This is a genomic window from Adhaeribacter aerolatus (genome assembly GCF_007991635.1).
Taxonomy (GTDB): domain Bacteria; phylum Bacteroidota; class Bacteroidia; order Cytophagales; family Hymenobacteraceae; genus Adhaeribacter; species Adhaeribacter aerolatus.
Map to the genome: position 1 here is coordinate 90,577 of NZ_BJYS01000008.1, position 25,735 is coordinate 116,311.

The following is a 25,735-nucleotide window of genomic DNA, read 5'->3' on the forward strand; positions in this document are numbered from 1 at the left end:
AACCCTCCATGTTTTTAAGATATAATTTACCTACTTTGGTATGGGCAACAGTGATTTTATTTTTAACGCTGTTGCCCGTTGCCAATATGCCCCAGGTGCCGGAGTGGGAACTCATCTCCTTCACCACCGCTTCGCACGCGGTAGTCTTCTTTATCTTAACTTTTTTAATGCGCCGCGGGTTTTACCTGCAAAAAACTTATACGGGTTTACGCCGGCACAGCGCCTGGTACGCTGTTATTATTTCTTTTTTATTCGGAATTCTAATCGAATATTTGCAAAGTATTTTGGGCTGGGGCCGCCAAGGTGATATAATGGATGTTGTAAGCAATACCATTGGTACGCTGCTCGCTTTACCAGCTTTTAACCTGGTTTTACGTTACCGCCTACTGGGCAACCTGCTGTAAATTTTCACTGGCTGGAGTTAAGGCATCTTCCTTTTGAACGCTGAACAACTGGATTAGCGAAAAAACGTGCATGGACAAAGCTACGGGTACCAAAAAACCGGGCAGCCAGATAAAGGGCGCGGTGGAGACAAAAGTATTTGCCGGCTCGTTTAAAATACTCTAAACGGCGTTGGGGTAGATAACATGGCTACAGTTACAATATTCAGCAGCAGTACCAGGCCAAAAATATTCCAGAGCGCGCCCCATCTAAATTTTAATTCTTTCCGGAAAAGAAAATAACCAGCAAGGGGTGCGGTTAAACCTACCAGAATATCAAAGTTGCGTCCTTCAAAGGTCATTTGCACCGGACATACACCTGCTACAAAAACCATCCAAAGCCCAATTTCTACCACCACCCGAAAGCTTTGCAGGTAAACAACCCAAGCCGCCGGCACTAAGCTTAATAAGTAACGGAAAGACTTTCTGCTCGCTATCCAGGCAATAAATAGCCAGGGCGGGACAATAGCCAGTACAAACCGGGGGGGCAGCGTACTGAAATCGGAGAAAAAATGCTGGTTAGCCAGCAGGGCCAGTAAGCCTAGCCAAGCCAGCAATCCAGCGGTCGCAACCCGGAATACATTATTCTTTTTTTCTTCGTGCCAATCGGCTTTTGCTAAAGCATAACGTAAGGCATAAATTATTAAAGCCGCTACTATAATGGTTAAAAAGATAAACAGCAAAGCGGCGTTTTGGTAAATAGGGGTTTCCATAGTACATGAGGTTTTAGGTTATTTAACTGTACCAAAGATACCGGCAGCCCTAAAGAACCAGTTAACCAAAATTGCTAATTTCAGGCAAGGTGCTGTAAGCGGTAATTACCGGCACTGGTAGCTACTTTTTGCGCAAATAACCGGCTTAAAGAGCCTACGTGCTGTAAACCAACTTCTAGCGCAATATCAGTCACCTGCAAATCCGAATATTTAAGCAGCGCTTTGGCTTTCTCCAGACGGACGGCCGTTAAATATTGGTGCGGCGTTTGCCGGAAACAAGCCCGAAAAGAACGCAGGTAATGGAATTTAGACAAACAAGCTACCTGAGCCAGCTCCTCCAAGGTAATTTCTTGGTTATAATTTGCCTGCAAATAATCTAAGGAGTAACAAAGACGCTTATAAATTTCGAGCTGGGTAGCGCGTTTGGCAGCGGGTAATCTGGCAGCTTCTTTCAGCACCGAGCGATGCTCCTGCAACAAATAAATTAAAACGTAGCTTAGTAGTTCTTCCAGGAGAAGATTCTCCGAAACTCTGGTTTGTGTCTGTTGGTAAATTTGGTTCAGCAGATTATTAAAAACAGCATCTTTGGGGTACAGCCGGTTAAAGAAGCTTATCGGGCGGCTTTTCACCGCAAAAGGCTCATCCAGCAACTTATCTTCCGGCAGCACCAAACCATCGTAAACCTGTTCTAAAAAACGCTCCCCCACGTGGATGTTAAAGGTTTCGGTGGTACTTTTTTCCAGAATTTGTAAAGTATAAGCCTCCCCGGGATTGGTGATAAAATAATGGGTTTCGGGAATAACTACCCCGTACTGGGCTACGCTACACTGGCTCTGCCCTTTTATATTCATAAACAAGGACAGCGGGCCGGTAATAACCGGCCGATAACACCCCGTAGACTTTACATTCAGTACCACGTTGGGCCAGCCTTGCTCTTTTTGGAAGCGCACAGCAACCTGCTTCCGCAACCAGGTTAAATCCGGAAACTCGTGGCGAACAATAGGTAGCACTGATGTTTAAACAGCTGATGATTAAATAAATATAAGAAACTTATTTAAATCTTTCAATAGACACGCCCCCACCGAAACGCTTATAAAATATTATTCAGTTGCTCTTTTATCTTCTCCAACTCCTCTTTCATCTCAACTACCAGGTGCTGTATGGTAGCATCATTGGCTTTAGAACCAATAGTATTTATTTCGCGGCCGATTTCCTGCGAAATAAAGGCTAATTTTTTACCGGTAGGTTCAGGCAAGTAAACGGTTTCGGTAAAATAATGCAGGTGATTAATCAGACGTACTTTTTCCTCGGCGATATCCAGTTTCTCAATAAAATAAATCATCTCCTGCTCAAACCGGCTTTGGTTAAATTGTTCGGAGCTGCTAATTTCGGCCAGGTGCGTACGAATGCGTTCGCGAATATACTCCAGCCGCACCGGGTCAAATTTATCTACTTCGGCCAGTAAAATCCGGATACGGTCGACGTAGGTCATTATTTCCGAAGTCAGTGCTTTGCCTTCGTCTGCCCGGAAACTGTTCAGGTTATGAATGGCTTCGTGCAACAAATCCGCTACCGTTTCCCAGGGAACCGGCAGTTGGTTATCTTCTTCTTCGGTCCTGGGGCCTTGCTGAATCACCTCCGGCATTTGCAGCGCTAACCGGAACAAATCGGTTTTGGTAGCTCCTACCGCATCGGCGGCTCTTTCGAGTTCGGAATAGTAGTGCTGCAGCAACTCCTGGTTAATTGAACTCGCCGTTTTAATGCCCTTGGCGCCCCCTGTATAATCTACATTAAGGGTAACTTTTCCGCGGATCAGGTTCTTGCTGATAATACCACGAATTTCATGCTCCTTATCGGCCAGGAACCGGGGAAGCCTTATACTTAAATCCAGGCTTTTAGAATTAAGCGATCGGATATCAATAGTAAGACTATACTGCTCGCCATCCTGGCGGGCGGTGCCAAAACCGGTCATCGATTGTAACATACTACCTGCTAATTAAGGTTAAGTTTTGTACAAAGGTACTGGGAATACGGCTTTACTGTTCAAAAATTCTTATTACTTCTATATTTTCCTTCAAGAGAAAACCAACAATTTTTAACCTCATTCAACTTTAAAGCTGTTAAAAAGATTACAATAGACTCACCAGCGGTCATTCTCCAAATTCAAATTACAGATAATTTGGCATTTTATTCCTTTCTCTTACCCGAATGTATTATCTTTGCTGCATGAAATTTGGTGTTGTTATTTTCCCAGGGTCTAATTGCGACCAGGATGTTATTCAGGTTTTAGAGCGGGTTTCAAGCAAACCGGTAGCTCAGCTTTGGCATAAAGACCACAACCTGCAGGATTGTGATTTTATTGTATTGCCCGGTGGCTTTTCCTACGGCGATTACTTGCGATCGGGCGCTATTGCCCGTTTCTCGCCTATTATGCAGGAGGTAATTGCCCATGCTAACAAAGGCGGCTATGTAATGGGTATTTGCAATGGTTTCCAGATTTTAACGGAAGCCGGTCTGCTGCCCGGCGCTCTCTTGCGCAACACCGAACAAAAATTTATTTGCCGCAACGTGCACATCCGGCCCGAGACAACTGATTTATTGCCTACCCGCCGTTTGGATAAAAGCAAAGCTTACCAGGTGCCGATTGCCCACGGCGAGGGACGGTTCTACGCCGATGCCGCTACCCTGCAAAGAATAAAAGACCAGGATCAGGTAATGTTCCGGTATTGCAACTCGCACGGCGAAATTGCCCCCGACACCAACTGCAACGGCAGCATCGAAAGTATTGCGGGCATCAGCAACGAAGGCCGCAATGTTTTTGGCCTGATGCCGCACCCCGAGCGTGCCGCTGATTCGGATTTAGGCAATACCGATGGCCTCTTAATATTTGAATCGCTGCTGGAAGCAGTACCGGCTTAAATTATATAAGAAAGTATTCTCTAAAAGCAAAAGCGCTAACCGGATTTACCAGTCAGCGCTTTTCTTTTTTATTTCTAGTTGATTACGGTAAGCATTTTTGTAAGTTGGCAATAAAAAAAGACCACCGAAATGGGTGGTCTTTTTATTTGATTAAGGTTCAGGAATTAAAAATCGTATCCCAGCGATACATATACTTTTGGTCCTCTCCGTTCGAAGTTTTCTTCGCCCCAGGCCACATCTACTTTACCGTACATACCCAGCAAGGTAGTGCGGGCGCCTACCCCGTAGCCAAACAGGAAGGGGTTGCGGTAGTTGATTACAATTGCTTGGAAAGGGTTCGTGTTTATGGCATCGCCAGTGCGGCCACCTAATATCTGGGTATTAAAAGAGTTGCGGCGACTAAACGGGTTGCTGCCATTGTACGCGGTTCCGACATCGCTGAAGGCCGTTAGCTGCAGGTTCCGGAAAAAGCCGGAGCCCAATGTAGAATTCTGGAACAGGTATTGCACAATTGGTACGCGCAGCTCGGAGTTAAAGACCAATAGCTTATGTCCGCGGCGGGCATTGTAATCGAAGCCTCGCATAGGCGTAGCAAATTGCTGGTAAAATAAATCGGCCGGCGACTGACCATGGAATATCCGGTCGGCCGATTGCGTATCTTCATCCTCCTTGTTAAAGAGCCAGTTATCTACCCCGCCCAGCAAATAACGTTTGGGATCATTACCAAAATAATGGCCGTAACTAACCCGGTTGGCCCAGGTTATTTGCCGGTGAATTTTCTGATAATGACGCAGATCTACGTAAAGGCGGTTGAAATTTTTGTTGCTCTCGTTTAACTCTTTAAAAGTGCTTATACCAACTTTCATGCGGGTACCTTCCATCATATTTATCCCGGTGGCAATTGAATTATCATACACAAACTCACCACCCAAACTGGCAAACATATCTACACTATCGGGTTCCGATAAAAAGTTAGTAATACTGTAGCGCGAATGCAGCAATTTAGGTAAAGCCCGGATGCTGATGGTATGGGTTAACGGGTAACTAATAGAAGGTGTAAATTCCTGGCGGCTATACCGTAAAGAGTTTTGCGTAAAATTCCGGAAGATAGTCTGCTTCAGGTAAGAAAGCCGCCAATCGTAACGTTTCTTTAAATTGCTGTACTCGGCGTAAAAATTGCTGGTGCGTAAATCCGTTACAATAAAGGCCCCGCCATGAATCCGGTGGTCTTCAAACATATCCGACATTCCAACTTCGGCAATCAAACCAAAACCCATCAGGGCATCCTGGTAAACCGAAGACACCACATTATTGATACTGAAGCGTAAATCATACTTCAAGGGTCCGGCTATGGGTACCCCATCAGGGCCAGGTGCTACCGGCCGGGTAGCTATGGTTTTTTGCGGAGCTGCCGCCGGTTGCTTCGGTTCGGTATCGAACTGGTAATTTTCGGGGTTTACGGTTTTATTCTGCGGTGTTTCGCCTTGCCTGGTTATCGTTTCGGGTGTTTGAACCGTAGAGTCATTCGCAACGGGGGCGGCTGGCTCAACCTTTTTCTCGGGAGTAGCGGCAGGTCGGTTCGTCCGTAAAGTCCGGTCTTCCAGAGTCTTTTGGCGTACGGTTTTAAAATCGGCCGCGGCCGCGTTCAGGGCATAGTTCGGGAAGTAATAAACGTACTCCTTGTTCCGGTCGGCGGCGATAAAAGCAAGTTTTTTAGAAGCCGCATCGTAATCGAACATCTTAATATTCTGCACAAAGTTGCTTACCCGCTGCCGTTCGCCGGAAACTAAATTATAGCGGTGCAAGCTCCGGATACCGGTTTGTTCGCTTAAAAAGAGAATATTTTCGTTGTCTTCGGCTATGGGGGCCAGTTCGTTGGAGATAGAAGCCACCAATTGTTTCGGGCGGGCGCCATTCCGATCCAGGTCCAGCAAGAACAAATCAAAATTATCGACAATCTTGTCTAAGCCAGGCTTATCGGTTCCCAAAGAATCCTGCCAACGGTTAGAACTAAACACAATGGCGTTCCGGCCTTTCAGAAAAGTAGCGTTTTTGTCGTCGTAAATATCGTTGGTGAGTTGCTGGGCTTGCCGGCTGTTGCCCTGAAACAGGAAAATATCGCTTTGGCCATTCTTCACGGCGGTCATTATCATCAGGCGACCGTCTTCGGAATAATCAATATTCAGGATTTGTGTGAACTGCGATAAAATTCCGCGCGACTGCCGGCCGAAAATGGACTCTTTTAAATTATTAAAGAAAGCATGATTCTTCCGGTCGAAATAATGGGTGTTTACTATCGGCTGGGCACGTTTTACTTCAATAATATTCAGTTGGCGTTCCGATTTCCAGGCCAGTAAAGGCGCTTTGTAATCAACTTTCTGGTCAGGAGTTTTATGTCCGCCCTTCCGTACCTTAAAGGTCCTTTTCCGGTTTACGTCTACTACTTTAATTTTGTACCGCCCCCGGTCGTTTTGCACAAAAGCCAATTTGCTGCCGTTGGGGCTAAAGGTAGGCTGGCTAAGTATTTCGCTGCGCCGGTTTTTCGTAACTAATAAATCTTTGCGGTCCAGCGATGTTAGTTGGCTACCCGGATAAGGGTTCATTTGGGTATAATATTTCTGCCAGTCGCGCATAAATTTTTTGTAGGGCACGTTCAGGCTGCTGGCAATCCCCACTTCAATGTCGCGGGTAATACGGGTCAGGTTTAAAATATTCTGAATAGAGGTATAGCCGTACCGTTCCGAAATATAATTCCAGACCGATTGCCCGGCCAGCCGCTGGTTTCTTACAAATAATACTTCGGGCTTTTTATTCACGTTTTTGATAACCATGTCGCGCATGTAATTATCCATTTCCACGTTCCAGCCTTCGGCAATGTACGAGGCGCCTCCACTCAGAAACCACTCGGGCAGGCGAAGCATATAACTGCTTTGCAACACTTCTTTCAGACTACCGCCATACATCATATCGTGCAGCAGCAATTGCGATACATTCAGGCTTAAAGCTTTTTTAAACTCAGTTTGCGAGCCTTCAAAAGCCAGTTCTATTTTGTTTTTCAGAAATAATGTTTCGCCACCGGTCTGATATTGGTCGTTGTTCAGGCCAATATTGCTCTGGCGTAAATCTGCCACTGAGGCATACAGAATAAGCGTGGTTTTCGAATACGGAAAATACCCAATCAGGCTGGTAATCCGTTTGAGCTCTTTCTCGGCGTATTCGGCGGTAAGGCGGGCATTTTCCCGGCCGTTGCCGTAGTAGTACACGTTGAAATTTTGCGTACTCAAATATTGCCATTTAAATTGCTTATACTGGATACGGTTCATGCCGAAAGTTTCGGGCGCGACCTGGGCCTGCACCGGCTTATTCGCCCCTAAAAACAGCAGGGCGGCTATAAACGGTACGGCCAGAAGAGACTTGTAAAACTTTACCATTGTTGCGTTAATAATGCTCTCTATACAACGTAATATACCTGAAAATATTTATTTCCGGAAGCAAATCTTCCGCCCCGCTTAAAACTTGTACAAAATGGTGGGCCAGATAAGGCGCCATCATCACGCCCTTCGAGCCCATGCCATTAAATATTTTTATTCTTTCTTGATTTGGATGGGTGCCGATTAAAGGCCGCCGGTCGCGCACCGCCGGCCGGATACCCGCCTTATGTTCCAGTACGGTAAACGGCACTTTTAGTATATCCTCAATTTTACCAAAAAGTTCTTCTTTTCCAGCCACTGTGGGCTGTTCATCCACATTTCGCCAATTGTAAGTAGCGCCAATCCGCAGGGAGCCATCTTCCTTGGGTAAAACATAAACCCCTTTGTTATAAACCTGGTCTGTTGGCACCGGAATAGCCGGTTTTAAGGCCAGTACTTCGCCTTTGTTTAACGAAAAAGGCAGCCATTTAAAGTAAGGGTTTTCGGCTCCCTGAAATCCTTCGCAAAATATAATATTCCGGGCCTGCCATCCTTTATAGTGTACGCTGTCAGATTCTACCGTCAAGAATGTAAAATCAAACTGCTCATTTATTATTTCATCTCTCTCCTGCCGGATTTGCCGCAATGTTTCGAGCAGAAGTGCCACCTCCACATAACCGCCTTTATCGATTAAAATACCGCCCTGCTCTTGCCGGATAATTTCGGAAGGCGGCAAAGACGTATAAACCGCCTGAATAAAATCGCCGTACGGCTGGCCGGCGCTTTTACCCATCCAGTTGTTCTGTTCTTCTACCGACGAAAATAATTTCAAAATAGGTTTAGGATAAAATAATTTAACTTTCCGGTCTTCCTCCAGCTTTTGGTAAAATTCGGTCGCAAAAGGCACCAGCACATCGGCCAGCCACGATTTGGCAAAACGTTTACCAGCCAGCGGATTCATTAGTCCGGCAGCCACGTTAGAAGCAGAATTAGGTTTGACCTGATCGATAACCAGCACCGAATATTGATGAGCCGCTAGGGTATGCGCCAGAATGCTGCCGGCCAGGCCATGCCCTACCAGGATAAAATCGTAAATCATTCGGGCAATTTAACAGAACTTAATTCTAAATTTGTAACGTACAAGCGGATATTTAGATCCTTAACTTATATTTCCCGACAGCTTATGAAGATAAGTACTTTCACCTTTAACCCTTTCCAGGAAAATACTTATGTGCTGCACGACGAAACCCTGGCGTGCGTAATCGTTGACCCGGGCTGCTACGAGAAAAATGAACAAGCGGCGTTAACCGATTTTATACGGGATAATAAGCTGAAAGTGATAAAACTGCTGAATACCCACTGCCACATCGATCACGTTTTCGGCAACCAGTTTATCATCGACACTTATCAGGTGCCATTTTATATTCACCAGGCCGATTTACCCACGCTGCAGGCCGTACCGGTTTACGCCCCATCTTACGGCTTTCCGCAATACAACCCGGCTACCCCAACCAATTTTTTAAACGAAGGTGATATCGTAAGCTTTGGCCATACTGAATTAAAAGTATTTTTTACGCCGGGCCACGCACCGGGCCACGTCGTTTTTTACCACGAACCTACTAAAACCTGCGTGGGCGGCGATGTATTGTTCCAGCGCAGCATCGGCCGCACCGATTTGCCCGGCGGCAATCACCAGACTTTACTGCATAGTATCCGGACTAAATTATTTACCTTGCCCGACGAAGTTACCGTTTACCCGGGTCACGGCCCCAGCACCACCATCGGCGAAGAAAAAAAGTATAATCCATTTCTGCGTTAATCCCGATCTGGCAAACTGCGTGGTGTAGCCCTAAAAACTATGAAGAAACATATTCCTAATTTTATTACCTGCCTTAATTTGTTTACGGGCTGCGTGGCCCTGTATATTGCCTTCCAGGGCAACCTGGTGTTTGCGGCTTACCTGGTAGGTATTGCCGCCGTTTTCGATTTTCTGGATGGCCTAATCGCCCGGTTATTACACGCTTATTCCGAAATTGGCAAGCAGCTAGATTCTCTGGCTGATATGGTATCGTTTGGGGTGTTGCCGGGCATTATTATGTTTCAGTTAATGCGCAAAAGCGCCATGGCCAACCCCAATACCTCCCTGTACGAAGCCGAACTTTTCCCTTTCCTGGCCTTTATTATGATTATATTTTCGGCGCTGCGGCTGGCTAAATTTAATATCGATACCCGGCAAACTACTTTGTTTATTGGCTTACCTACGCCGGCCAATACGTTGTTTGTCGCTTCGCTGCCCTTAATTCTGGCCTCCGACCAATTTAATTTGGGTCAATATTTTATGAACCAGTACGTGTTGCTGGGTTTAACTTTGTTTTTAAGCTATTTACTGGTGGCCGAAATCCCGCTGTTTGCCTTAAAATTTAAAAACCTGGCCTGGAAAGATAACGCCACCCGCTTTATTTTTCTTTTAATTGCAATTCCCTTATTGTTTCTCCTTAAATTTGCCGCCGTACCCGTGATAATTGTACTGTATGTGCTTTTATCGTTTTTTGCGCAACCGAAACAAAATATATAGATACCAAAACTTATGAAATTTACTGCCGAAATTGATATTATGCCGCGCCCTGAATTATTAGATCCCCAAGGCAAAGCGGTGATGCTGGGCCTTGAGCACCTGGGCTTAAGCCAGGTAGCCGATGTTCGGATTGGCAAGCACATCCGGTTAAACCTGGAAGCTGAAAATGAGCAGGCTGCCCAGGAGAAAGTGGAGCAGGCTTGTAAAAAACTGCTGGCCAACCTGATTATGGAATCTTATTCTTTTGAGCTTACCCCGGCGGAGTAAACATATATCATTGCAGTCTTCCCATTTTCATGGAAAACCTTGTAGCTAAATAAGTCGCAAGGTTTTTTTGTATATTGCTGTATGCGCAAGAGAATTACCAAATGGCTACTTCTGATGCTGAGCTTAGCTTTGGCGGAGGTGGGTCTTGCGCAACCCACATCACCTAAATCTGCATCGGTGCTCAGCACCGGGCAATGGTTTAAACTGGGAATAACCAGCACCGGTCTTTACAAAATAGATAAATATTTATTGCAGGCAGCCGGCTTTTCAGCAGAGGCGATTGATCCGCGGCGCATTAAAATTTACGGCAACGGCGGCGGTATGCTCCCCCAACTCAACAGTACTCCCCGTCCGGATGACCTTACCGAAAATGCCATTCTGGTTACCGGCGAAGCCGATGGCAAATTCGATGCAAACGATTATGTCCTTTTCTACGGCCAGGGCCCGCACCGCTGGCTTTATGACGAGACCAGCCAACGCTTTCGCCATGAATTTAATATTTACACCGATACCGCTTATTATTTTATTACTGTAGGCAGTACCGCCGGCAAGCGGGTGCAGGAACAACCAGCCGTAACGGGTGCTACCGTTACCATAAATACGTACCTGGAGCGGCAATTCTACGAGAAAGATTTAATCAGCCCGTTGCAATCGGGACGGGAATGGTACGGCGAAGATTTTACTGCTTTTACGCCTTCCCGCAATTTTACTTTTCCGGCGGCCAATCTGGTGCCGGGCAGTATTATACAAATTTCCTCGTCCGTAATGGGCAGTTCCCGCGTGGGTAGCGAGTTTACCTTAAAAGGTAATAATACCATACTTGGAAATCAGTTTATTAATGGGCAGGGCACCCACAATTATCATCCGGTCGGTGAGTATAACCTGGCCCATTTTTCCCTCAACAGCAATCCCCTTCCGGGTTCTTCCGAACTCACCCTGAACCTCGCGTATAACAACAAAGGCGTACCGGATGCCACCGGTTATTTAAATTACCTGGAAATTATTTCCGAACGCTACCTCCGATTACAGGGCAGTCAAACAGCTTTCCGGTCTATACAAAATATTCAGCCACGTGCTTTATCTGCTTTTAAAATCGGAAATATTACCCCCGAAACCAGGGTCTGGGAGGTTAGCCAGGCGGCTACCCCAAAAGCCTTGGTCTTAGAAAAAAATAACGGCACCGGTTTGTTCAGTGTGAAAACCGACACCTTACGGGAGTTTGTTACATTTACGGGCACTGATTTCCCCAAACCAATATTAGGCGGAAAAGTAGTTAATCAAAACTTACATGCTTTAAATTTAAATGGTGCGCTGGACTTAGTTATTCTGGCGCATCCGGCTTTTTTAACCGCTGCCGAGAAACTGGCTAATCACCGCCGCACCCACGATAATTTAATGGTAGAAGTGGTTACGGTTAACCAGGTTTATAACGAATTTTCGTCGGGGGCACCAGATGTAACCGCCATCCGGGATTTTATGAAAATGCTGTACAACCGCAGTAAGAAGCCGGCTGGCGAGGTCATGCATTTGCTTTTATTCGGTGATTCGTCCTACGATTATAAATCAATGCCAGGCAACGCGCAGCCCCGCACGCCCAACAACACCAATTTTGTACCGGTTTACGAATCCCGGCAATCGTTGGACCCGCTGCGCAGCTACTCTTCCGAAGATTATTATGGTTTGCTGGACCCGCACGAAGGTCTCTGGCAGGAAGAAAACTTTAGCACCCCTGAACTGCTGGATATTGGCATTGGCCGGCTACCTGTGAAAACTTTAACTGAAGCCCAAACCGGAGTAAATAAATTAATACATTACGACAGCCCCGCCGGTTTTGGCAACTGGCGCAACCGGGTCACCTTTTTAGCCGATGACGGCGACGGTGCCGAACATTTACGCGATGCCGAAAACCTGGCTACTTACCTCGCAGAAAACCAACCTGCTTACCACGCCAAAAAAGTTTACCTCGATTTTTTTAAGCAAACCACTGTTCCCAACGGCCAGCGCTCCCCCGAAACCAATACGACGCTAAATAAAGTTATCGAGCAGGGAACCCTGTTGCTGAATTACACCGGTCACGGCAACGAAACCAGCCTGGCGCACGAGCAAATCCTGACTATTTCGCAAATCAAGAACTGGAAAAATTACGACCGCCTTACTTTTATGCTTACGGCTACGTGTGAGTTTGGTCGTTACGACGATCCCAGACGGAGTTCGGGCGCCGAAGTGGCTTTGCTCAGCAGCCAAGGTGGTGCCATAGGACTGCTTACCACTACCCGCCCCGTATACGCCAGCAACAACCGTCTTTTAAACCGCCAGTTCTTCGAAAATTTATTTACGCCCCTCAACGGCCGGATGCCCCGCCTCGGCGACCTCTACCGCAGTACCAAAAACAAAAGCCAGAACCAGATAAACAACCGTAACTTTACTTTGCTCGGCGACCCCAGCCAGCAACTGGCCTACCCGGCTCTAAAGGCCGTTGTTACGAGTATAAATAACAAAGAAGCCGATACCTTAAAAGCGTTGGCACCGGTTATTTTAACGGGCGCTATTACCGATAGGCAGGATAATATTGTTTCGGATTTTAACGGCCAGGTAGAAATAAAAATATTTGACAAACCCGCACAGGTAAAAACGTTGGGAGACGAAAGTACGCCCGCGTACAGCAATATTCAGAATGTGCGGGTGCAGGAAAATTTGTTGTATAATGGCCTGGCTTCCGTTAAAAACGGAGCTTTCAAACTTAGTTTCAAAGTGCCGAAAGACATTGCCTACCCGATTGATAAAGGAAAAATCAGCCTGTATGCCTATAATACCACAACTGACGGCCACGGCGGCAACAATACTATAGCCATTGGCGGCTCGGAGCCAAACCCAGCCGTTGACACTACCCCACCCACCATCAAGCTTTACCTCGACGATGAAACCTTTGTACCCGGCGGCATCACCGGTAACCAACCCGTGCTGCTGGCAAAACTTTCCGACGAAAGCGGCCTCAACACCAATACCACCGGCATCGGCCACGAAATAACTTTAACGCTGGATATTGATAATACCCGCACCATAATTTTAAATGAGTTTTATACCACCGAAATTGATAATTTTAAGGCTGGTAATATTGTCTATGCTTTACCGGAATTAGAACCCGGTTCGCATGAGTTAAAGATAAAAGCGTGGGATATATATAATAATTCAGCAGAAGCACGTTTACCCTTTATTGTTGTCGGAGATCAAAGTTTCGTCATCGAAAATATTCAGAATTCTCCGAATCCGTTTGGGGCCGAAACTACTTTCAGTTTTAACCAAAACCAGGCGGGCGATGACGTAGAAATTCAAATCCAGATTTTAACTTTAGCCGGGCAACTGGTTAAAACCATCCGGGAGAAACGGGCTAAGAGTAAAAACCGTATTGCCGACATTACCTGGAATGGAAAAGACGAAGCCGGCAATATTTTAACCAATGGCATTTATATATATAAAGTTAAAATAATTTCTTTAACCAAAGGAATCTGGACCGAACGGGTGAAAAAGTTGATGATATTAAATTAATATAGTTATATTTACCCCAGAAAAGTAATATTCTATGAAATACAACTCCGGCACAAAAAAAAGTCTGCCTTTTTACCTTTTATTTTCCTTATTTTTTACGGGTGCTTTCGCGCAAACAGGTGCTGATGTTGCCACTATTACAACGGCGGTACCTATTTTAACCGTTTCGCCGGATGCCCGTTCGGCGGCCATGGGCGATGCCGGGGTAGCCATTAGCCCCGATGCCAATACCATCCACTGGAATCCGGCTAAACTTGGTTTTGTTACAAACGACATGGGGGTAGCCCTTTCCTATTCACCCTGGCTGCGTAATATTATCAACGATATGTCGCTCACCTACCTGTCGGGGTACAAGCGGGTAAGCCAGCGGGGTGCTTTTTCTGCCTCTATGCTTTATTTCGATTTAGGCGATATTCAGTTTACCGACGACCTGGGCAATCCTTTAAATATTCATAATCCGAAAGAATATACCTTTAATCTGGCTTATGGTCAGCAATTGAGCAATAATTTAAGCTTAGGCGTGGGCGCCCGTTTCATTCACTCTAATTTATCGGCCGGTATTAGCGATTCCCGGCCCGGTAATTCGGCCGCCGTGGATATTGGCGTTTACTACACCAACGACCTGACCATTGGCACCCGCGATTACAACCTGGCGTTTGGTGGTAATATTTCTAACATTGGAGCCAAAATAGCCTATACCAACGCCGACCGAAAAGACTTTCTACCGACCAATTTACGACTGGGTACCGCTTTCACTATGAACCTGGACCCTTATAACAAAATTACGCTGGCCATTGATGGTAATAAATTACTGGTACCTTCTTCTGGTGCAGATTCTACCCAAAGTGTGCCGCGGGCTATTTTCACTTCTTTCGGCGATGCTAAAAACGGCTTTAGCGAAGAATTACAGGAAGTAACCCTTTCAACCGGTTTGGAGTACTGGTACAACGATGTTTTTGCCGCCCGGGCCGGTTATTTTTACGAAAGCCCGAACAAAGGCGACCGCCATTACCTGAGTATGGGTTTGGGCATGCGTTACCAGAAATTTGGGATTGATGTAGCGTACCTAGTACCTAATTCGCGCAATAACCCTTTGGCTAATACTTTGCGTTTTACGCTGGTATTAAACATCAACAAGGTAGAAGAATAAACCTGGGATTAAAAAATATTTATGCTGGACAGAACTATCGCCCCTGCGATACAAAAAATATCATCTATTCAATTACCGGATGCTGAAATTACAGCCTTGCCCAACGGAGCAAGGCTGCATTGTTTATATAATTTTAACCAACCTGTATTAAAACTCGAAATTGTTTTCAAAGCCGGCAAATGGTATGAGCCGGCACCCGGCATTTCTTATTTTACTTCCAAGCTACTGCTGGAAGGTACCCGAAACTACTCGGCCAAGCAGATTGCCGATATGATTGCTTACTACGGCGCTTCTCTGGAGTGCAACCAGGGTTTCGACCGGGCAACTTTAACCTTGTACTGCCTGGCCAAGCACCTGGTAAATTTATTGCCTTTGTTAAAGGAAGTTATTACGCAGCCTACTTTTCCGGAAAACGAGTTTATCCTGCTAAAGAAAAGAACGCTGCAGAATATTGGCATTGAGAAACAAAAAAATACTTACCTGGCTACCAAGCTTCTTACCGAAAGTATTTTTGGGGGAAGTCATCCGTACGTAGCCGGTCTGGACGAAGCCGTGCTAGAGAATGTTTCACTGACACAGGTAAACGATTTCTTCCGCATCAACTTTTCGCTTTCGGGTACCGAAATATTCTTTTCCGGCGCCATTGAGCCGGCAGTTACGGAAGCTTTAGTTTCGTTGTTTAATCAAATTGAAGTAAATCATCAGGCCTTACCGGTAACAAGCCATAGCCTGCGTTATCAACCCCTGGCGCATTACATCGAACGGGAAGACCAAATGCAAACTACGGTACGGATAGGTGGTATCTGGCCGCTGATGCACGATAAAGATTTTTCGGAATTATTATTACTGAATAAAATTTTAGGTGGCTATTTTGGCTCCCGGCTCATGAAAAATATTCGGGAAGACAAAGGCTTTACGTACGGCATTTTTTCGACGGTGTCGGCCAAAGAATATGCCACCATGTTTTACATCGGCACCGATGTAAATTACCAGAACTCCGGCCTAACCGTAGCTGAAATTCAGAAAGAAATTCAGATTTTGCAGAACGAGCCGGTGCCCGAAGACGAATTGGATGCCGTCCGCAATTATACCATTGGCAAGTTCATCAACGATACGAATAATATTTTTGACCAGGTAGATAAGTACAAATCTTTGGTTTTGCACAATCTGCCCATTACCCATTATTCCGACTATTTACAACGGATTTCGGAGGTAGGTGCTTACCGCTTAACCGAACTCGCCCAGCAATATTTAAACATGAATGATTTAACTACTGTTTTAGTCGGGAAAGAAGTAAGAGCTTAAAATTTTCAACCGGAATTTGAAGCAAGCGCATTGAAAATAAAATCCCGTTAAATAAACTTAGCGGGATTTTATTTTTAAGTTGGTTTAACCTAAATGGCGTTGATGTTGTAATTGAATTTATTTAAGTAAACGCACATAGTAAATGCCCCCGGCAGTTGAGTTTTGATGGGCGATAAATTTAACGGTTAAGTTGGTGCTGCCGGCTTTGTTTAATATTTCATTTGGCAGTTGGTAGTCAACTTCGTAAAATTTATCACCCTGAACCCCATCCAGTTTAACGGTTCTTAGCAACGTATTATTCACGTAAATATCAAAACTGCGGTTTTTATCGCCGCCAAAATAGGTTATTTGTAAGGTGCGCGCCTCTTTCTTCGGATTCTTCAGAGCGTAGCTGAACCAACCGGTAGCATGGCGCCAGTGGCGGTTGTTAAACACGCCGGATTCGGTTTTTTCGCCCTGAAAATTATGGTCTGATTCCGGTTGTTGCTCGCCAGGGGCTACCTGGTCCACGGTGCGGGCTTCCAGCGCCAGCCGGGCAGTTTCTCTTTCCCGCATGGCCTTCCGGTTATTTTCCAGTTTTTCCGGGGTAGTTACGGGCCAATATAACATATAGCGCGCCTCATGAATCTGGTAAAAAGGCACCAGTTCTAAACTTTTATATTTAGCCGGATAAAGCAAATTAGCGACCCGGAAAGTTAAGGGCTTATCCGCCACCGGCTGCACGGCCGCGGCTAAATCTTTATCCGCAGAAACAAGCATGGGGGCCTCTTCAATCGGGTACTGTGGTCCGCTGGCAATATGTCCCATACGGCTCCCATCTGCCCATAAACCTTTCAGGTTAGTAGTATCGGTTATTGCCGCTAGCACTATTGGGCCATGCACAAAAGAAACCCAAGATGATTTATCGGGCATTTGCTCCACTTTGGTCTGCATGGGTAAGCTAACTATAACCACATCGCCGGTTTTCCATTTCCGGTTTACAGCTACAAAACCGCTGGCATCTGGCTTAACGATTACGTCTTTCTGATTAACCTGCACTTTAAGTCCACGGGTTTTTACCCACGATGGGTAACGAATTTGCAAAGCAAATTTTTGTGGTTTTTTCAGCTTTAATTTTAATGCGGTGGCTTCTTCGAAGGGGAATTTCGTTTCCTGAGTTAGGGTAAGTCCTTTTTCCGGCCAGTTGAGTTCCGACGGGATGAACAGGTTTACATAAAGGTCTTTGGTGTTATGCGCATAAATCAGTTCGCCGTACTTTCCGTGGTTCTCCAGCCCCGAACCTACACAGCACCAGAAACTTTCCTGCGGTTGCGAATATACGCGGTAATGCTGCGGGCGCATGGGCGTAAAATAAACAAAGCCGCCTTTTTCGGGGTGCTGCGACGACAAAATATGATTGTACAAAGCCCGTTCGTAATATTCGATATATTGCTGGGTAGGTTTGGCCTGAAACAAATGTTTACTAAGCTTCAGCATGTTGTAAGTATTACAGGTTTCCGGCCCTTCTACCGACTCCAGCATGGAAGAAAAATTATCTGCCGGATGAAAATGCTCCCGCACACTGTTGCCCCCAATGGAAACGGTTCGGTTCTGTACCACCGTGTGCCAGAAGAAATCCGCCGCCTTAGCCCAATCCTGTTCGCCGGCTACTTCGGCTACCCGCATAAACCCGATAACCTTTGGGATTTGGGTATTGGCATGAATACCATTCAGGGCATCTTTTTGGGCTAATAAAGGGTTCAGAATGGCTTGGTGCGAAAATTTACGGGCCAGCTCCAGGTATTTTTTATCGCCGGTTAAGGCCGCAACATCCGCAAAAACTTCGTTTAGCCCGCCGTGTTCGCTCTTTAATATTTCCTGTATTTGTGCTTCCGATAAATTAGCCGTTAAGTTCAAACACCAGTCAGTAAGTTGCACCAGCATGTCTTTTGCTTTCGGATTCGCACCAAACTGATAAGCATCTAATAAGCCGGCGTAAATTTTATGAATATTGTACAGGGGTACCCATTTTTTATTTAACGAAAAAGTGCCCGCATCAATTTTTCCTTGAGCGATTTCCTGCCACATGTCCTTACCACCCGGTACCCCACCCAGGTAGCCGTTGCCGTTTTTTTGCTGGCAAGCAGCCAATTGGTCAATTATATAATCGAGCCTTTGCTTTACTTCCTGGTTACCGGTTGCCGCATACATCAAAGACAAAGCCGATAAATAATGCCCGCCAATATGCCCATCCAGGCCGGTGTTTTCCCAGTTGCCATACCACTCGGCTTTAGGTGTTATGCCGGCCTCGCTCAGATATGGAGCCAGTAACCGGTCCGGGCTCAGGGCTAAGATATATTGCAGGTCAATTTCCTGGGCTTGCTTAAAAGGACTGTTGTGCAGCCGCACCGCATTTAAAGGAAAACTTTGCAATGGCACCTGCTGGCTAAAACCCCGGATTGGCATCAGTAACAGCAAGAGAACATAAAAAGAACTTAATTTCATTTGGGGTAATATGATTAAGAAAAGCTAAGTTACAAGCCTGCTTTGGGATTACTAAGAAATTTTGAAGTAAAAATAAGTCTGGAATTGCCTAAAGTACCACCCATAAAATAAGTGAAACTACCCTTCTGGTTCCCTAAGGAGGAGTCTCACCAATATAATTATCAGTTGTTATAACAAATCTCTTGAACGTTCTTCCCTAACAGAACATTGGTTATACCGGTTGCACAAACCTCACAGGTCTTGAAGACCGGTGAGGTTTTAAGCAATGGCAGCTTGCTTATTTTTCCGGAATACTGACTTATATGCGTGGCTATTCAGGAAATTAATTGATGGAGTTCATTTGCCTATTCCCATTAAACTATCTTTTTATAAATGCTTTACTTTCCTGCACACCATCTTTCACCACTACTAAGTAATAGGTACCGGTCGGTAAACTGGTAACCGGAACAGCTAAAAAATTATCAGTTAAATCAGTACCAGAGTGCTGGTAAACTACTTTTCCCATTGTGTTGAGCACCCGTACATTAATCTCTTTAAAAGTTTTCGCATAGCCCAAATTAACGTTTAATAAATCTAAAGCGGGGTTTGGGTAAAGATTCAGTACTTGCGGCAATTGTTTTAATGCTACCGCTAATATAGGCGAATAAGTAACGGTGCCATCCAAATCAACTTGCTTCAGGCGGTAATAACTAGTGCCGGGTAAAGGCTTTCTATCAACAAATTGGTAAGACTTTTCGGTATTGGAATCACCGTTGCCTTTTATAATGCCAATAGATTTAAAATCAGTAGCTTCTTGCTGGCTTCTTTCCAATACAAACTGTTCATGGTTCTTTTCTATAGCCGTGGCCCAACTTAAATTTATTTCTTTGGCGGTAGGCAGCGCTTTAAAATATACCAACTCCACTGGCAGTACCGAATTATCTTCGTTCGGAAAACCTTTGGTATTGCTGTTATCAAGACTCCGGCCCCAGGTGCCCGGGGCATAATTAGCATTATTTTTCAGTGCTAGGTAAAGCGAGTTATCCGGGCCATCAGAAGCGTTCTCAGTTAAACCTACATCCTGACTCTTCAGGCCGGCAGCCGGACCGGAAACGGCCGTAATCTCTCCACCATAAGATAAAAACTGAATAATATGCTGACCAGCATAAATACAGAAGCCACCCTGGTTATCGGCCAGTCCGCTCGGTATATCGAGGTAGTATAATTTTTGGTCGGTTACAATACCGGGGTTTGCTGTTTTAAAATTTGCTAAGCTAAAAGTACCATAAACGTTGCCGGCCCCATTGTACAAACCAATTTGGACAGAATTCAGGTTAGTGAAATCCTTCGGAACGGCAAGTTCTATAAATCCGGTTCTGGTAACGGCTGTGTTGGCGTAATGAAACTCATTCACTTTTATGCGCGGGATAGGCGTTCCAAAAAGGCTTACATTATCCACCCGGAACGCACCTAAATAACTATTAGCCCCATAACCGTAGATACGAAAAGTAACCGAACTGCCGGCAGGAATTACAAAGTCGTTATAATCCCAGGTGGTTTTGCTCAGATTGCTTACCGGAGGCAAAAAATCATGCGTTTCGGTGTTAAATTTTCCGTTACCATTATGCGTTACCCGAATATTGGTTGGTCCATCTGAGGTGCGGTAATTATCGAAACTAAGTGAGGTTAACAGTAAGGCATAATCGGGATTAGCGGTAATAGTAAACTCTATAAAACGCTCTTCTTCCACGGTTTTGCTCCATTCCCGCGAGTTATACACGTTATCACCGCGCCACCATTGCACCACTTCTCTTTTGAATGGACTAAAAGTAGCATAATAAGGTTGTTCTGTTACAGCTGAAAAATCATTTTGGGTTTGGAGCGTAGACACGCCGGTAAATTCGTATTTACCTATTAACTGGGCGAAAGAACTAAGGGTGGAACAAGCAAGACAAAGGAAGATTAAAAACGCGAACAAAGTTGATTTAGGAAGTAATAGACCAGTTTTCATTTAGCTTATAAATAGTTTTTGTTAACGCTTCCAAAGCAGGCCCCTTTGCTTTCCAAGATTAATAACCTATTAATCCATAGCTTTTTAAACCCGCTGCAATTATAGGATAAATAAAATATGTATTAGAATAGTTCATTATTATTTATAATTATTTAAAGATTTCGAAAAAACCTTTCCTATTCGCTCCTTTCGGGTTTTTAGGATTATTAATACTAAATATGTTCAATAGTTGGGAGGCATAGCAGCTTGGTTTTAAAATTCGGAAGCTCCCTTTCGAACCAGCCTGCTAAGAAGTTATGATTGGGTGCAGATCGAAAGATACGGTACAGGCACTTGGCATTACGGAGTTGTTACTGGAAAATATGCGTCTGGTTCAGCGGCGGCAAAAAGGCACTGCTACTTTAGCTGCCGGCTCATTGCCCATAGCCTTTATATTAAGATGTACCAATAATCCTTCAATAGGGCGGAGAACCAATATCTGGTTTCCTACTGATAAACAGCGCCATAGCTTCTGGGAAAAGCTAAAGTTAAAACAGCCGCCAGGCTGCCCTCGTTATTTTCAGGAAGGACTTGGGGTTAGCCCTTTTATACTCTTTGTTTTAAGTTTGACTGGATTGGAATAGTAAGCATTAATCTATAAGGCATTTTTCGGTTACGCTTCTAAAAATTAATTACACAAAAGGTTGTTTATACCTCTCATCCCCCAGCTACAGCTTATTAAAGCAGAATACTATTTTCAGAAAACAGTTTTTTTGTGGCCAAATTGGTTTGCTCATCCATTTCGTGGATTTGGCTAAGCACATCTAACACCGCCATCAAGCCGTTAAACATGCGTTCTTCCCGTGTTTTACCTTTAGGCGCTCTTTCAAAGGCGTATTCCAGGCGGGCCAGTTCGGGCCAGGTATAACCGGTGGCATCTATTTGCGCCTGGGCCTGGCCAGTATAAGCCCAGGGTCGCTTTACCTGGGCAATTTTATAACTCAACGTAACAAACACATGCGACCAGGCAACCGTCCGGCCAATCCATTTTAAATCCTGGTTAAATTTTATATCCAGGTTGGCCGCAACCAGATTACCTACCGCGCAGGCATGGCAATTCCCCTGCACCAAAGAATTGTTCAGATATGCGTTTACCAATATTTTTATGGTTTTATCGTAAAGCTCCTTGTTTTTCATCTTACAATAATTAAAGCTCTACCGCTGGCTATAATGGCGGGTTAATATTCTTTATCGATATAGTCTTAAATAAGTTGCCGTAGTTGGCTAAGTTTATTTTTCACAGGATTATGCTGAAGCTTACGGAGATATTAAACGCTACTTACCAGCATTTAAATTAAAGCGGTTTAAATTAGAATTCATAGTTGCCTTAGGTTTCCGGGCGGAATAAGGAAGACAGGACAAGTAGCCGGATCATCACTCAAGAAGACCAAACACGAGCAGTCCCAAATATTTCTTTGGTGAGGTATACCTAAAGAATATTTATGGTGAGGCATGCCTGGCGGCATGCTGAATAGTAGTTCCGCCAATTAAAAGAACAGAATCTGATGTTATTCCAAAGTATGACCTAACCCCCTTGAAAACGAAAGACCCGAACCACCCGGCAAAAGGCTATTTTGCCGGGTGGTTCGGGTCGCTGAAAAGAGAAACTATTTTAATTCTTAAATGCCAATCCTAACCCAATCTGGCAAGATATATTTTACAACCGCTCAAAATAAATTAGAAACTGTGTTTGCTTCTCGGCGGTGAATATAGACCTGTAAGTTTCAGTTTACGCTATTCCATTAAAAGAACATTTTATGTTTTTTACCAGATTAGCTGCATAGGAAAACAAAGACCAAACCGATAAAAAAATGAGACAAAAGGCAATATTAAGTTAAACTTTTACCGCCTGGCGCGCCAGTAATTTCCATTGCCCCTGCTGCTTTTGCCAAATCAACAGAATAGACAGCTTAGTAGTACCAGGTACGCCACCGTTCTTGGTTTCGGCCGTTAACGTGTGCCGCACCAGGGCCGTGTTGCCTACCACTTTAATAGTTTGGTCGGTCAGGTCAATCTTCACAAAATCCGATTTACCGCTCAACAAGTTTTCCATGAAAGTAGCTTTGTTTTCAATTAAACCATTCGAATGCCCGTAACTCAGTTCGGGCAGGGCAATATTATTCAGGTTATTCTTATCAGGATTAACCATTGCGGTTTTCAGCTTTTCTACAGCGGCGGCTACAGCTTTCTCATCCGCAGTTTGGGCAAAACCACTTAGGCTAACAGCTAATAATAAAAAGAAAGAACACAGTATTGATTTCATATAAATGAATATTTGTAGTGAATGAGGAGTAGAAATATTAAATTTTGGTATCACCAATCCGCCTCTGTCATTCAGGAGGAAACTATTTAGCTATTTACAAAATAGTTTCCTCCTGAATGACAAGGGTGGTTTTTTAAACCTGTATTATTTTAACTATTACTTAACATCAGTTTTAAATAATACTAAATATTTACGGGTTTCATGCGGGGTACCAGCACGTGCATAATAAGCCAGGCCAGCAAATAGGCGCCGCCGCAAATCAGGAACATGATAAAATAAGCGGTTTCGAGCTGGTTAATGCTTTCGTAGTACACAAACATTTGCTTTTGCACCAGCGCCGATAACAAAATACCGCCTAAACCGCCGGCCATGCCACCCATACCAGTAACTGATGCCACCGCTTTTTTAGGGAACATATCGGAAACGGTGGTAAATATGTTGGCGCTCCAGGCCTGGTGAGCCGCAGCCGCCAAACCAATTACCAACACAGCCAGCCACATATTTATGCTGCCTAATTCCTGGGCAAAAACAATGGGCAATACCAATAATCCGTATATGAGCATAGACGTTTTGCGAGCCCGGAAAACCGGCCAGCCATTCTGAATAAATTTCATGGGTACCCAGCCGCCGCCAATACTACCCACACTCGAAATGGTGTATACCAGGGCCACCGGCCACATAATATCTAAACCCCGAATACCGTATTGTTTATCCAGAAAATCAGGCAACCAGAAAAGATAAAACCACCACACCGGGTCGGTTAAAAACTTACCCAGCACAAAAGCCCAGGTTTGCCGGAAGGCCAATAAGCGCACCCAGGGCACTTTTGGTTCGGTTTCGATGGACGCAGCCGCCATATCGTCTACGTCGCTGTGAATGTAATCGAACTCGGCTTTGGTCAGGCGGGCTTGCCGCGCCGGTACCTCGTAGTAATAAAACCAGGCTATTATCCAGATAAAGCCAATGGCGCCGGTTAAGATAAAAGCCCACTTCCAACCCATGGTTTCGGCAATTAAGGGCACCGTTAAAGGGGCAATAATTGCCCCTACGTTAGATCCGGAGTTGAAAATACCAGTGGCAAATGCTCTTTCTCTTTTGGGGAACCACTCGGCAGTAGCTTTAATGGCAGCCGGGAAGTTACCGGCTTCGGTAACTCCTAAAAAAGCCCGGGCTACGCCAAAACCAAAGGTGCTGTTTACAAAAGCATGGCCTACCGCCGCTAAACTCCATAAAAAGGTAGATAAGGCATAACCTATTTTGGTACCGAGTTTATCAATCAGCCGGCCTACACCCAGCATACCCAGTGCATAAGCAACCTTAAAGGCAATTTCTATATCGGCGTAATCGCCGGAGGTCCAGTTGAACTCCTCAGTCAGGTAAGGCTTCAATAAGGAGATTACGGCCCGATCGAGGTAGTTGATGGTAGTAGCAAAAAATATCAGGGAGCAAATAGTCCAGCGGTAGCGGCCTATTTGCTCCTGGGTATTGGTAGGCGGCCGATTAGTTGGAGGAGTGGTGGTGACACGTTGCATGAGGGATATTTAAAAATGGATGACAAATATTGAATTATGAATTACAAATCAGAAACTAAATAAAGCACGTGAAAAGGTGGTTAATCAAACAGAAATAAAACAAAAGCGTTTGATAATCAACTTCTGGATAAATAACTATTTAAGGTAAATAATTATCTACCTGGCTTTTACTTCATAATTTCTGATTAATAATTCATAATTCAAACTATATTTTAGCCTCTGATAGATTTAATAATAGCGGAAGCCTCTTTGGTAAGCGATTCTATCTTCGCATAATCCCGTTGTTCGAGCAAGGGCTTGCTGATTAATTTGCTGCCCATACCTACGGCACTAACACCCGCTTTAAACCAACCGGCAATATTTTCGCGGTCTAAATCCACACCACCGGTAGGCATAAATAATAAATCGGGGAATAATTCTTTAACCGCCGACAAGAAAGCGGTACCTAAAATATTGCCAGGGAATAATTTAACCATTTTGGCGCCCATCTGCTCGGCTTTAATAATTTCGGTTGGCGTCATACAGCCTGGTACCCACAACATATCGTTTTTATCGGCTACGGCTGCCGCATCTTCTACCAGGCCCGGGCTAATAATATAGTGGGCACCGGCATCGATAAAAGCTTGGGCCGAAGCACCGTTTTTAATGGTACCCACTCCCAAATACATGCCTTCCAGTTCGGTATCGCAAACCTGCCGCATTTTCTCAAAATTCTTTAAGGCGGCTTCGCCCCGGTTGGTATATTCTACAGTCCGGATGCCGGCTCTATACAAAGCTCTTAATACTTCTATACTTACCTCGGTATCTTTATAAAAGAATAAAGGCAGAAAACCCTGTTCCGGAATCAATTGTAGAATGTGCGATTTTTTATCCATAAGTGTTTTGATTTAATTTCTGCAATAATAGTAGGAATATACCACTTTATATAAATAACTAAACTAAAATACACGCCCGTATTTTCACCAACCTTTTGAGACACCAGTCCTGCGATAAAATAGCGGTATTAATTTATCTAAATTGTTGCTGACTAGAAAACTATTAACCATATTTGTTCGCTTTTCAAAGGTAAATATTCTTTGTATAATTTTCATTAATAAAAAAC

The 25,735-nt window shown here is 44.7% G+C and carries 19 protein-coding genes; 8 read left to right on the top strand and 11 right to left on the bottom strand.

What is annotated here, in order from left to right; genetic code table 11:
- Nucleotides 1-8 precede the first annotated feature (8 nt).
- Nucleotides 9-404, top strand: coding sequence for a VanZ family protein (locus AAE02nite_RS07510; RefSeq protein ID WP_146896567.1), 396 nt, complete (start codon nt 9-11; stop codon nt 402-404).
- A gap of 149 nt (nt 405-553) precedes the next feature.
- Here AAE02nite_RS07510 and AAE02nite_RS07515 read toward each other — a convergent pair whose 3' ends face one another.
- The 3 genes from AAE02nite_RS07515 to AAE02nite_RS07525 all read right to left on the bottom strand — a co-directional run bounded on the left by AAE02nite_RS07515 (nt 554) and on the right by AAE02nite_RS07525 (nt 3,137).
- Nucleotides 554-1,153 (bottom strand): hypothetical protein, encoded by a 600-nt coding sequence (locus AAE02nite_RS07515; RefSeq protein ID WP_146896569.1) that lies wholly within the window; start codon nt 1,151-1,153, stop codon nt 554-556.
- A gap of 80 nt (nt 1,154-1,233) precedes the next feature.
- A complete protein-coding gene (locus AAE02nite_RS07520) occupies nt 1,234-2,163 on the bottom strand; it encodes a helix-turn-helix domain-containing protein (protein WP_146896571.1) in 930 nt (309 codons plus the stop codon).
- 80 nt (nt 2,164-2,243) lie between these two features.
- Entirely contained in the window at nt 2,244-3,137 is an 894-nt protein-coding gene (locus tag AAE02nite_RS07525) for a YicC/YloC family endoribonuclease (protein ID WP_146896573.1), read from the bottom strand.
- Nucleotides 3,138-3,379: 242 nt separating this feature from the next.
- Between AAE02nite_RS07525 and purQ the strand changes: the two genes are divergently transcribed.
- The gene (gene purQ / locus AAE02nite_RS07530; RefSeq protein WP_146896575.1) at nt 3,380-4,072 is read left to right on the top strand and encodes a phosphoribosylformylglycinamidine synthase subunit PurQ; all 693 of its coding nucleotides are present in this window, start codon (nt 3,380-3,382) and stop codon (nt 4,070-4,072) included.
- A 164-nt stretch (nt 4,073-4,236) separates the two neighbouring features.
- On the opposite strand, the gene AAE02nite_RS07535 is transcribed toward purQ, so the two are convergent.
- The gene (locus AAE02nite_RS07535) at nt 4,237-7,503 is read right to left on the bottom strand and encodes a PD40 domain-containing protein (protein ID WP_146896577.1); all 3,267 of its coding nucleotides are present in this window, start codon (nt 7,501-7,503) and stop codon (nt 4,237-4,239) included.
- 7 nt (nt 7,504-7,510) lie between these two features.
- Entirely contained in the window at nt 7,511-8,581 is a 1,071-nt protein-coding gene (locus AAE02nite_RS07540) for an NAD(P)/FAD-dependent oxidoreductase (protein WP_146896579.1), read from the bottom strand.
- An 84-nt stretch (nt 8,582-8,665) separates the two neighbouring features.
- Between AAE02nite_RS07540 and AAE02nite_RS07545 the strand changes: the two genes are divergently transcribed.
- From AAE02nite_RS07545 to AAE02nite_RS07570, 6 genes are all read left to right on the top strand, one after another.
- Complete coding sequence (locus tag AAE02nite_RS07545; protein WP_146896581.1) at nt 8,666-9,301, top strand: MBL fold metallo-hydrolase; 636 nt, start codon at nt 8,666-8,668, stop codon at nt 9,299-9,301.
- Between the two features lie 39 nt (nt 9,302-9,340).
- Nucleotides 9,341-10,057, top strand: coding sequence for a CDP-alcohol phosphatidyltransferase family protein (locus AAE02nite_RS07550; RefSeq protein WP_146896583.1), 717 nt, complete (start codon nt 9,341-9,343; stop codon nt 10,055-10,057).
- A gap of 12 nt (nt 10,058-10,069) precedes the next feature.
- Nucleotides 10,070-10,324 (top strand): phosphoribosylformylglycinamidine synthase subunit PurS, encoded by a 255-nt coding sequence (gene purS, locus AAE02nite_RS07555; protein WP_146896585.1) that lies wholly within the window; start codon nt 10,070-10,072, stop codon nt 10,322-10,324.
- Between the two features lie 81 nt (nt 10,325-10,405).
- Nucleotides 10,406-13,870 (top strand): type IX secretion system sortase PorU, encoded by a 3,465-nt coding sequence (gene porU, locus AAE02nite_RS07560; protein ID WP_146896587.1) that lies wholly within the window; start codon nt 10,406-10,408, stop codon nt 13,868-13,870.
- A 34-nt stretch (nt 13,871-13,904) separates the two neighbouring features.
- Complete coding sequence (porV, locus tag AAE02nite_RS07565) at nt 13,905-15,020, top strand: type IX secretion system outer membrane channel protein PorV (RefSeq protein WP_146896589.1); 1,116 nt, start codon at nt 13,905-13,907, stop codon at nt 15,018-15,020.
- Between the two features lie 21 nt (nt 15,021-15,041).
- Nucleotides 15,042-16,325: a M16 family metallopeptidase gene (locus tag AAE02nite_RS07570; RefSeq protein ID WP_146896592.1), complete on the top strand. Its 1,284-nt coding sequence runs from the start codon at nt 15,042-15,044 to the stop codon at nt 16,323-16,325.
- 117 nt (nt 16,326-16,442) lie between these two features.
- Here AAE02nite_RS07570 and AAE02nite_RS07575 read toward each other — a convergent pair whose 3' ends face one another.
- The 6 genes from AAE02nite_RS07575 to AAE02nite_RS07600 form a co-directional block, all read right to left on the bottom strand.
- Nucleotides 16,443-18,809 (bottom strand): glycoside hydrolase family 127 protein, encoded by a 2,367-nt coding sequence (locus AAE02nite_RS07575; RefSeq protein WP_146896594.1) that lies wholly within the window; start codon nt 18,807-18,809, stop codon nt 16,443-16,445.
- A gap of 358 nt (nt 18,810-19,167) precedes the next feature.
- Nucleotides 19,168-20,799, bottom strand: a complete 1,632-nt coding sequence (locus tag AAE02nite_RS07580) for a T9SS type A sorting domain-containing protein (protein ID WP_146896597.1) — start codon at nt 20,797-20,799, stop codon at nt 19,168-19,170.
- A 717-nt stretch (nt 20,800-21,516) separates the two neighbouring features.
- A complete protein-coding gene (locus AAE02nite_RS07585; protein WP_146896599.1) occupies nt 21,517-21,975 on the bottom strand; it encodes a hypothetical protein in 459 nt (152 codons plus the stop codon).
- 697 nt (nt 21,976-22,672) lie between these two features.
- Nucleotides 22,673-23,101 carry a nuclear transport factor 2 family protein gene (locus AAE02nite_RS07590; RefSeq protein WP_146896602.1) on the bottom strand — a complete coding sequence of 143 codons (429 nt, stop codon included), beginning with the start codon at nt 23,099-23,101 and terminating at the stop codon, nt 22,673-22,675.
- A 182-nt stretch (nt 23,102-23,283) separates the two neighbouring features.
- On the bottom strand, nt 23,284-24,633 hold the full coding sequence (locus AAE02nite_RS07595) for an MFS transporter (RefSeq protein WP_146896605.1): 1,350 nt from the start codon (nt 24,631-24,633) through the stop codon (nt 23,284-23,286).
- Nucleotides 24,634-24,845: 212 nt separating this feature from the next.
- On the bottom strand, nt 24,846-25,508 hold the full coding sequence (locus tag AAE02nite_RS07600) for a bifunctional 4-hydroxy-2-oxoglutarate aldolase/2-dehydro-3-deoxy-phosphogluconate aldolase (protein ID WP_146896607.1): 663 nt from the start codon (nt 25,506-25,508) through the stop codon (nt 24,846-24,848).
- Between the last annotated feature and the right edge of the window lie 227 nt (nt 25,509-25,735).

Coding starts and splice junctions, on each gene's coding strand:
- AAE02nite_RS07510 (WP_146896567.1), top strand. CDS start 9: ATGTTTTTAAGATATAATTTACCTACTTTGGTATGGGCAACAGTGATT.
- AAE02nite_RS07515 (WP_146896569.1), bottom strand. CDS start 1,153: ATGGAAACCCCTATTTACCAAAACGCCGCTTTGCTGTTTATCTTTTTA.
- AAE02nite_RS07525 (WP_146896573.1), bottom strand. CDS start 3,137: ATGTTACAATCGATGACCGGTTTTGGCACCGCCCGCCAGGATGGCGAG.
- purQ (WP_146896575.1), top strand. CDS start 3,380: ATGAAATTTGGTGTTGTTATTTTCCCAGGGTCTAATTGCGACCAGGAT.
- AAE02nite_RS07535 (WP_146896577.1), bottom strand. CDS start 7,503: ATGGTAAAGTTTTACAAGTCTCTTCTGGCCGTACCGTTTATAGCCGCC.
- AAE02nite_RS07540 (WP_146896579.1), bottom strand. CDS start 8,581: ATGATTTACGATTTTATCCTGGTAGGGCATGGCCTGGCCGGCAGCATT.
- AAE02nite_RS07545 (WP_146896581.1), top strand. CDS start 8,666: ATGAAGATAAGTACTTTCACCTTTAACCCTTTCCAGGAAAATACTTAT.
- AAE02nite_RS07550 (WP_146896583.1), top strand. CDS start 9,341: ATGAAGAAACATATTCCTAATTTTATTACCTGCCTTAATTTGTTTACG.
- purS (WP_146896585.1), top strand. CDS start 10,070: ATGAAATTTACTGCCGAAATTGATATTATGCCGCGCCCTGAATTATTA.
- porU (WP_146896587.1), top strand. CDS start 10,406: ATGCGCAAGAGAATTACCAAATGGCTACTTCTGATGCTGAGCTTAGCT.
- porV (WP_146896589.1), top strand. CDS start 13,905: ATGAAATACAACTCCGGCACAAAAAAAAGTCTGCCTTTTTACCTTTTA.
- AAE02nite_RS07570 (WP_146896592.1), top strand. CDS start 15,042: ATGCTGGACAGAACTATCGCCCCTGCGATACAAAAAATATCATCTATT.
- AAE02nite_RS07575 (WP_146896594.1), bottom strand. CDS start 18,809: ATGAAATTAAGTTCTTTTTATGTTCTCTTGCTGTTACTGATGCCAATC.
- AAE02nite_RS07580 (WP_146896597.1), bottom strand. CDS start 20,799: ATGAAAACTGGTCTATTACTTCCTAAATCAACTTTGTTCGCGTTTTTA.
- AAE02nite_RS07585 (WP_146896599.1), bottom strand. CDS start 21,975: ATGAAAAACAAGGAGCTTTACGATAAAACCATAAAAATATTGGTAAAC.
- AAE02nite_RS07590 (WP_146896602.1), bottom strand. CDS start 23,101: ATGAAATCAATACTGTGTTCTTTCTTTTTATTATTAGCTGTTAGCCTA.
- AAE02nite_RS07595 (WP_146896605.1), bottom strand. CDS start 24,633: ATGCAACGTGTCACCACCACTCCTCCAACTAATCGGCCGCCTACCAAT.
- AAE02nite_RS07600 (WP_146896607.1), bottom strand. CDS start 25,508: ATGGATAAAAAATCGCACATTCTACAATTGATTCCGGAACAGGGTTTT.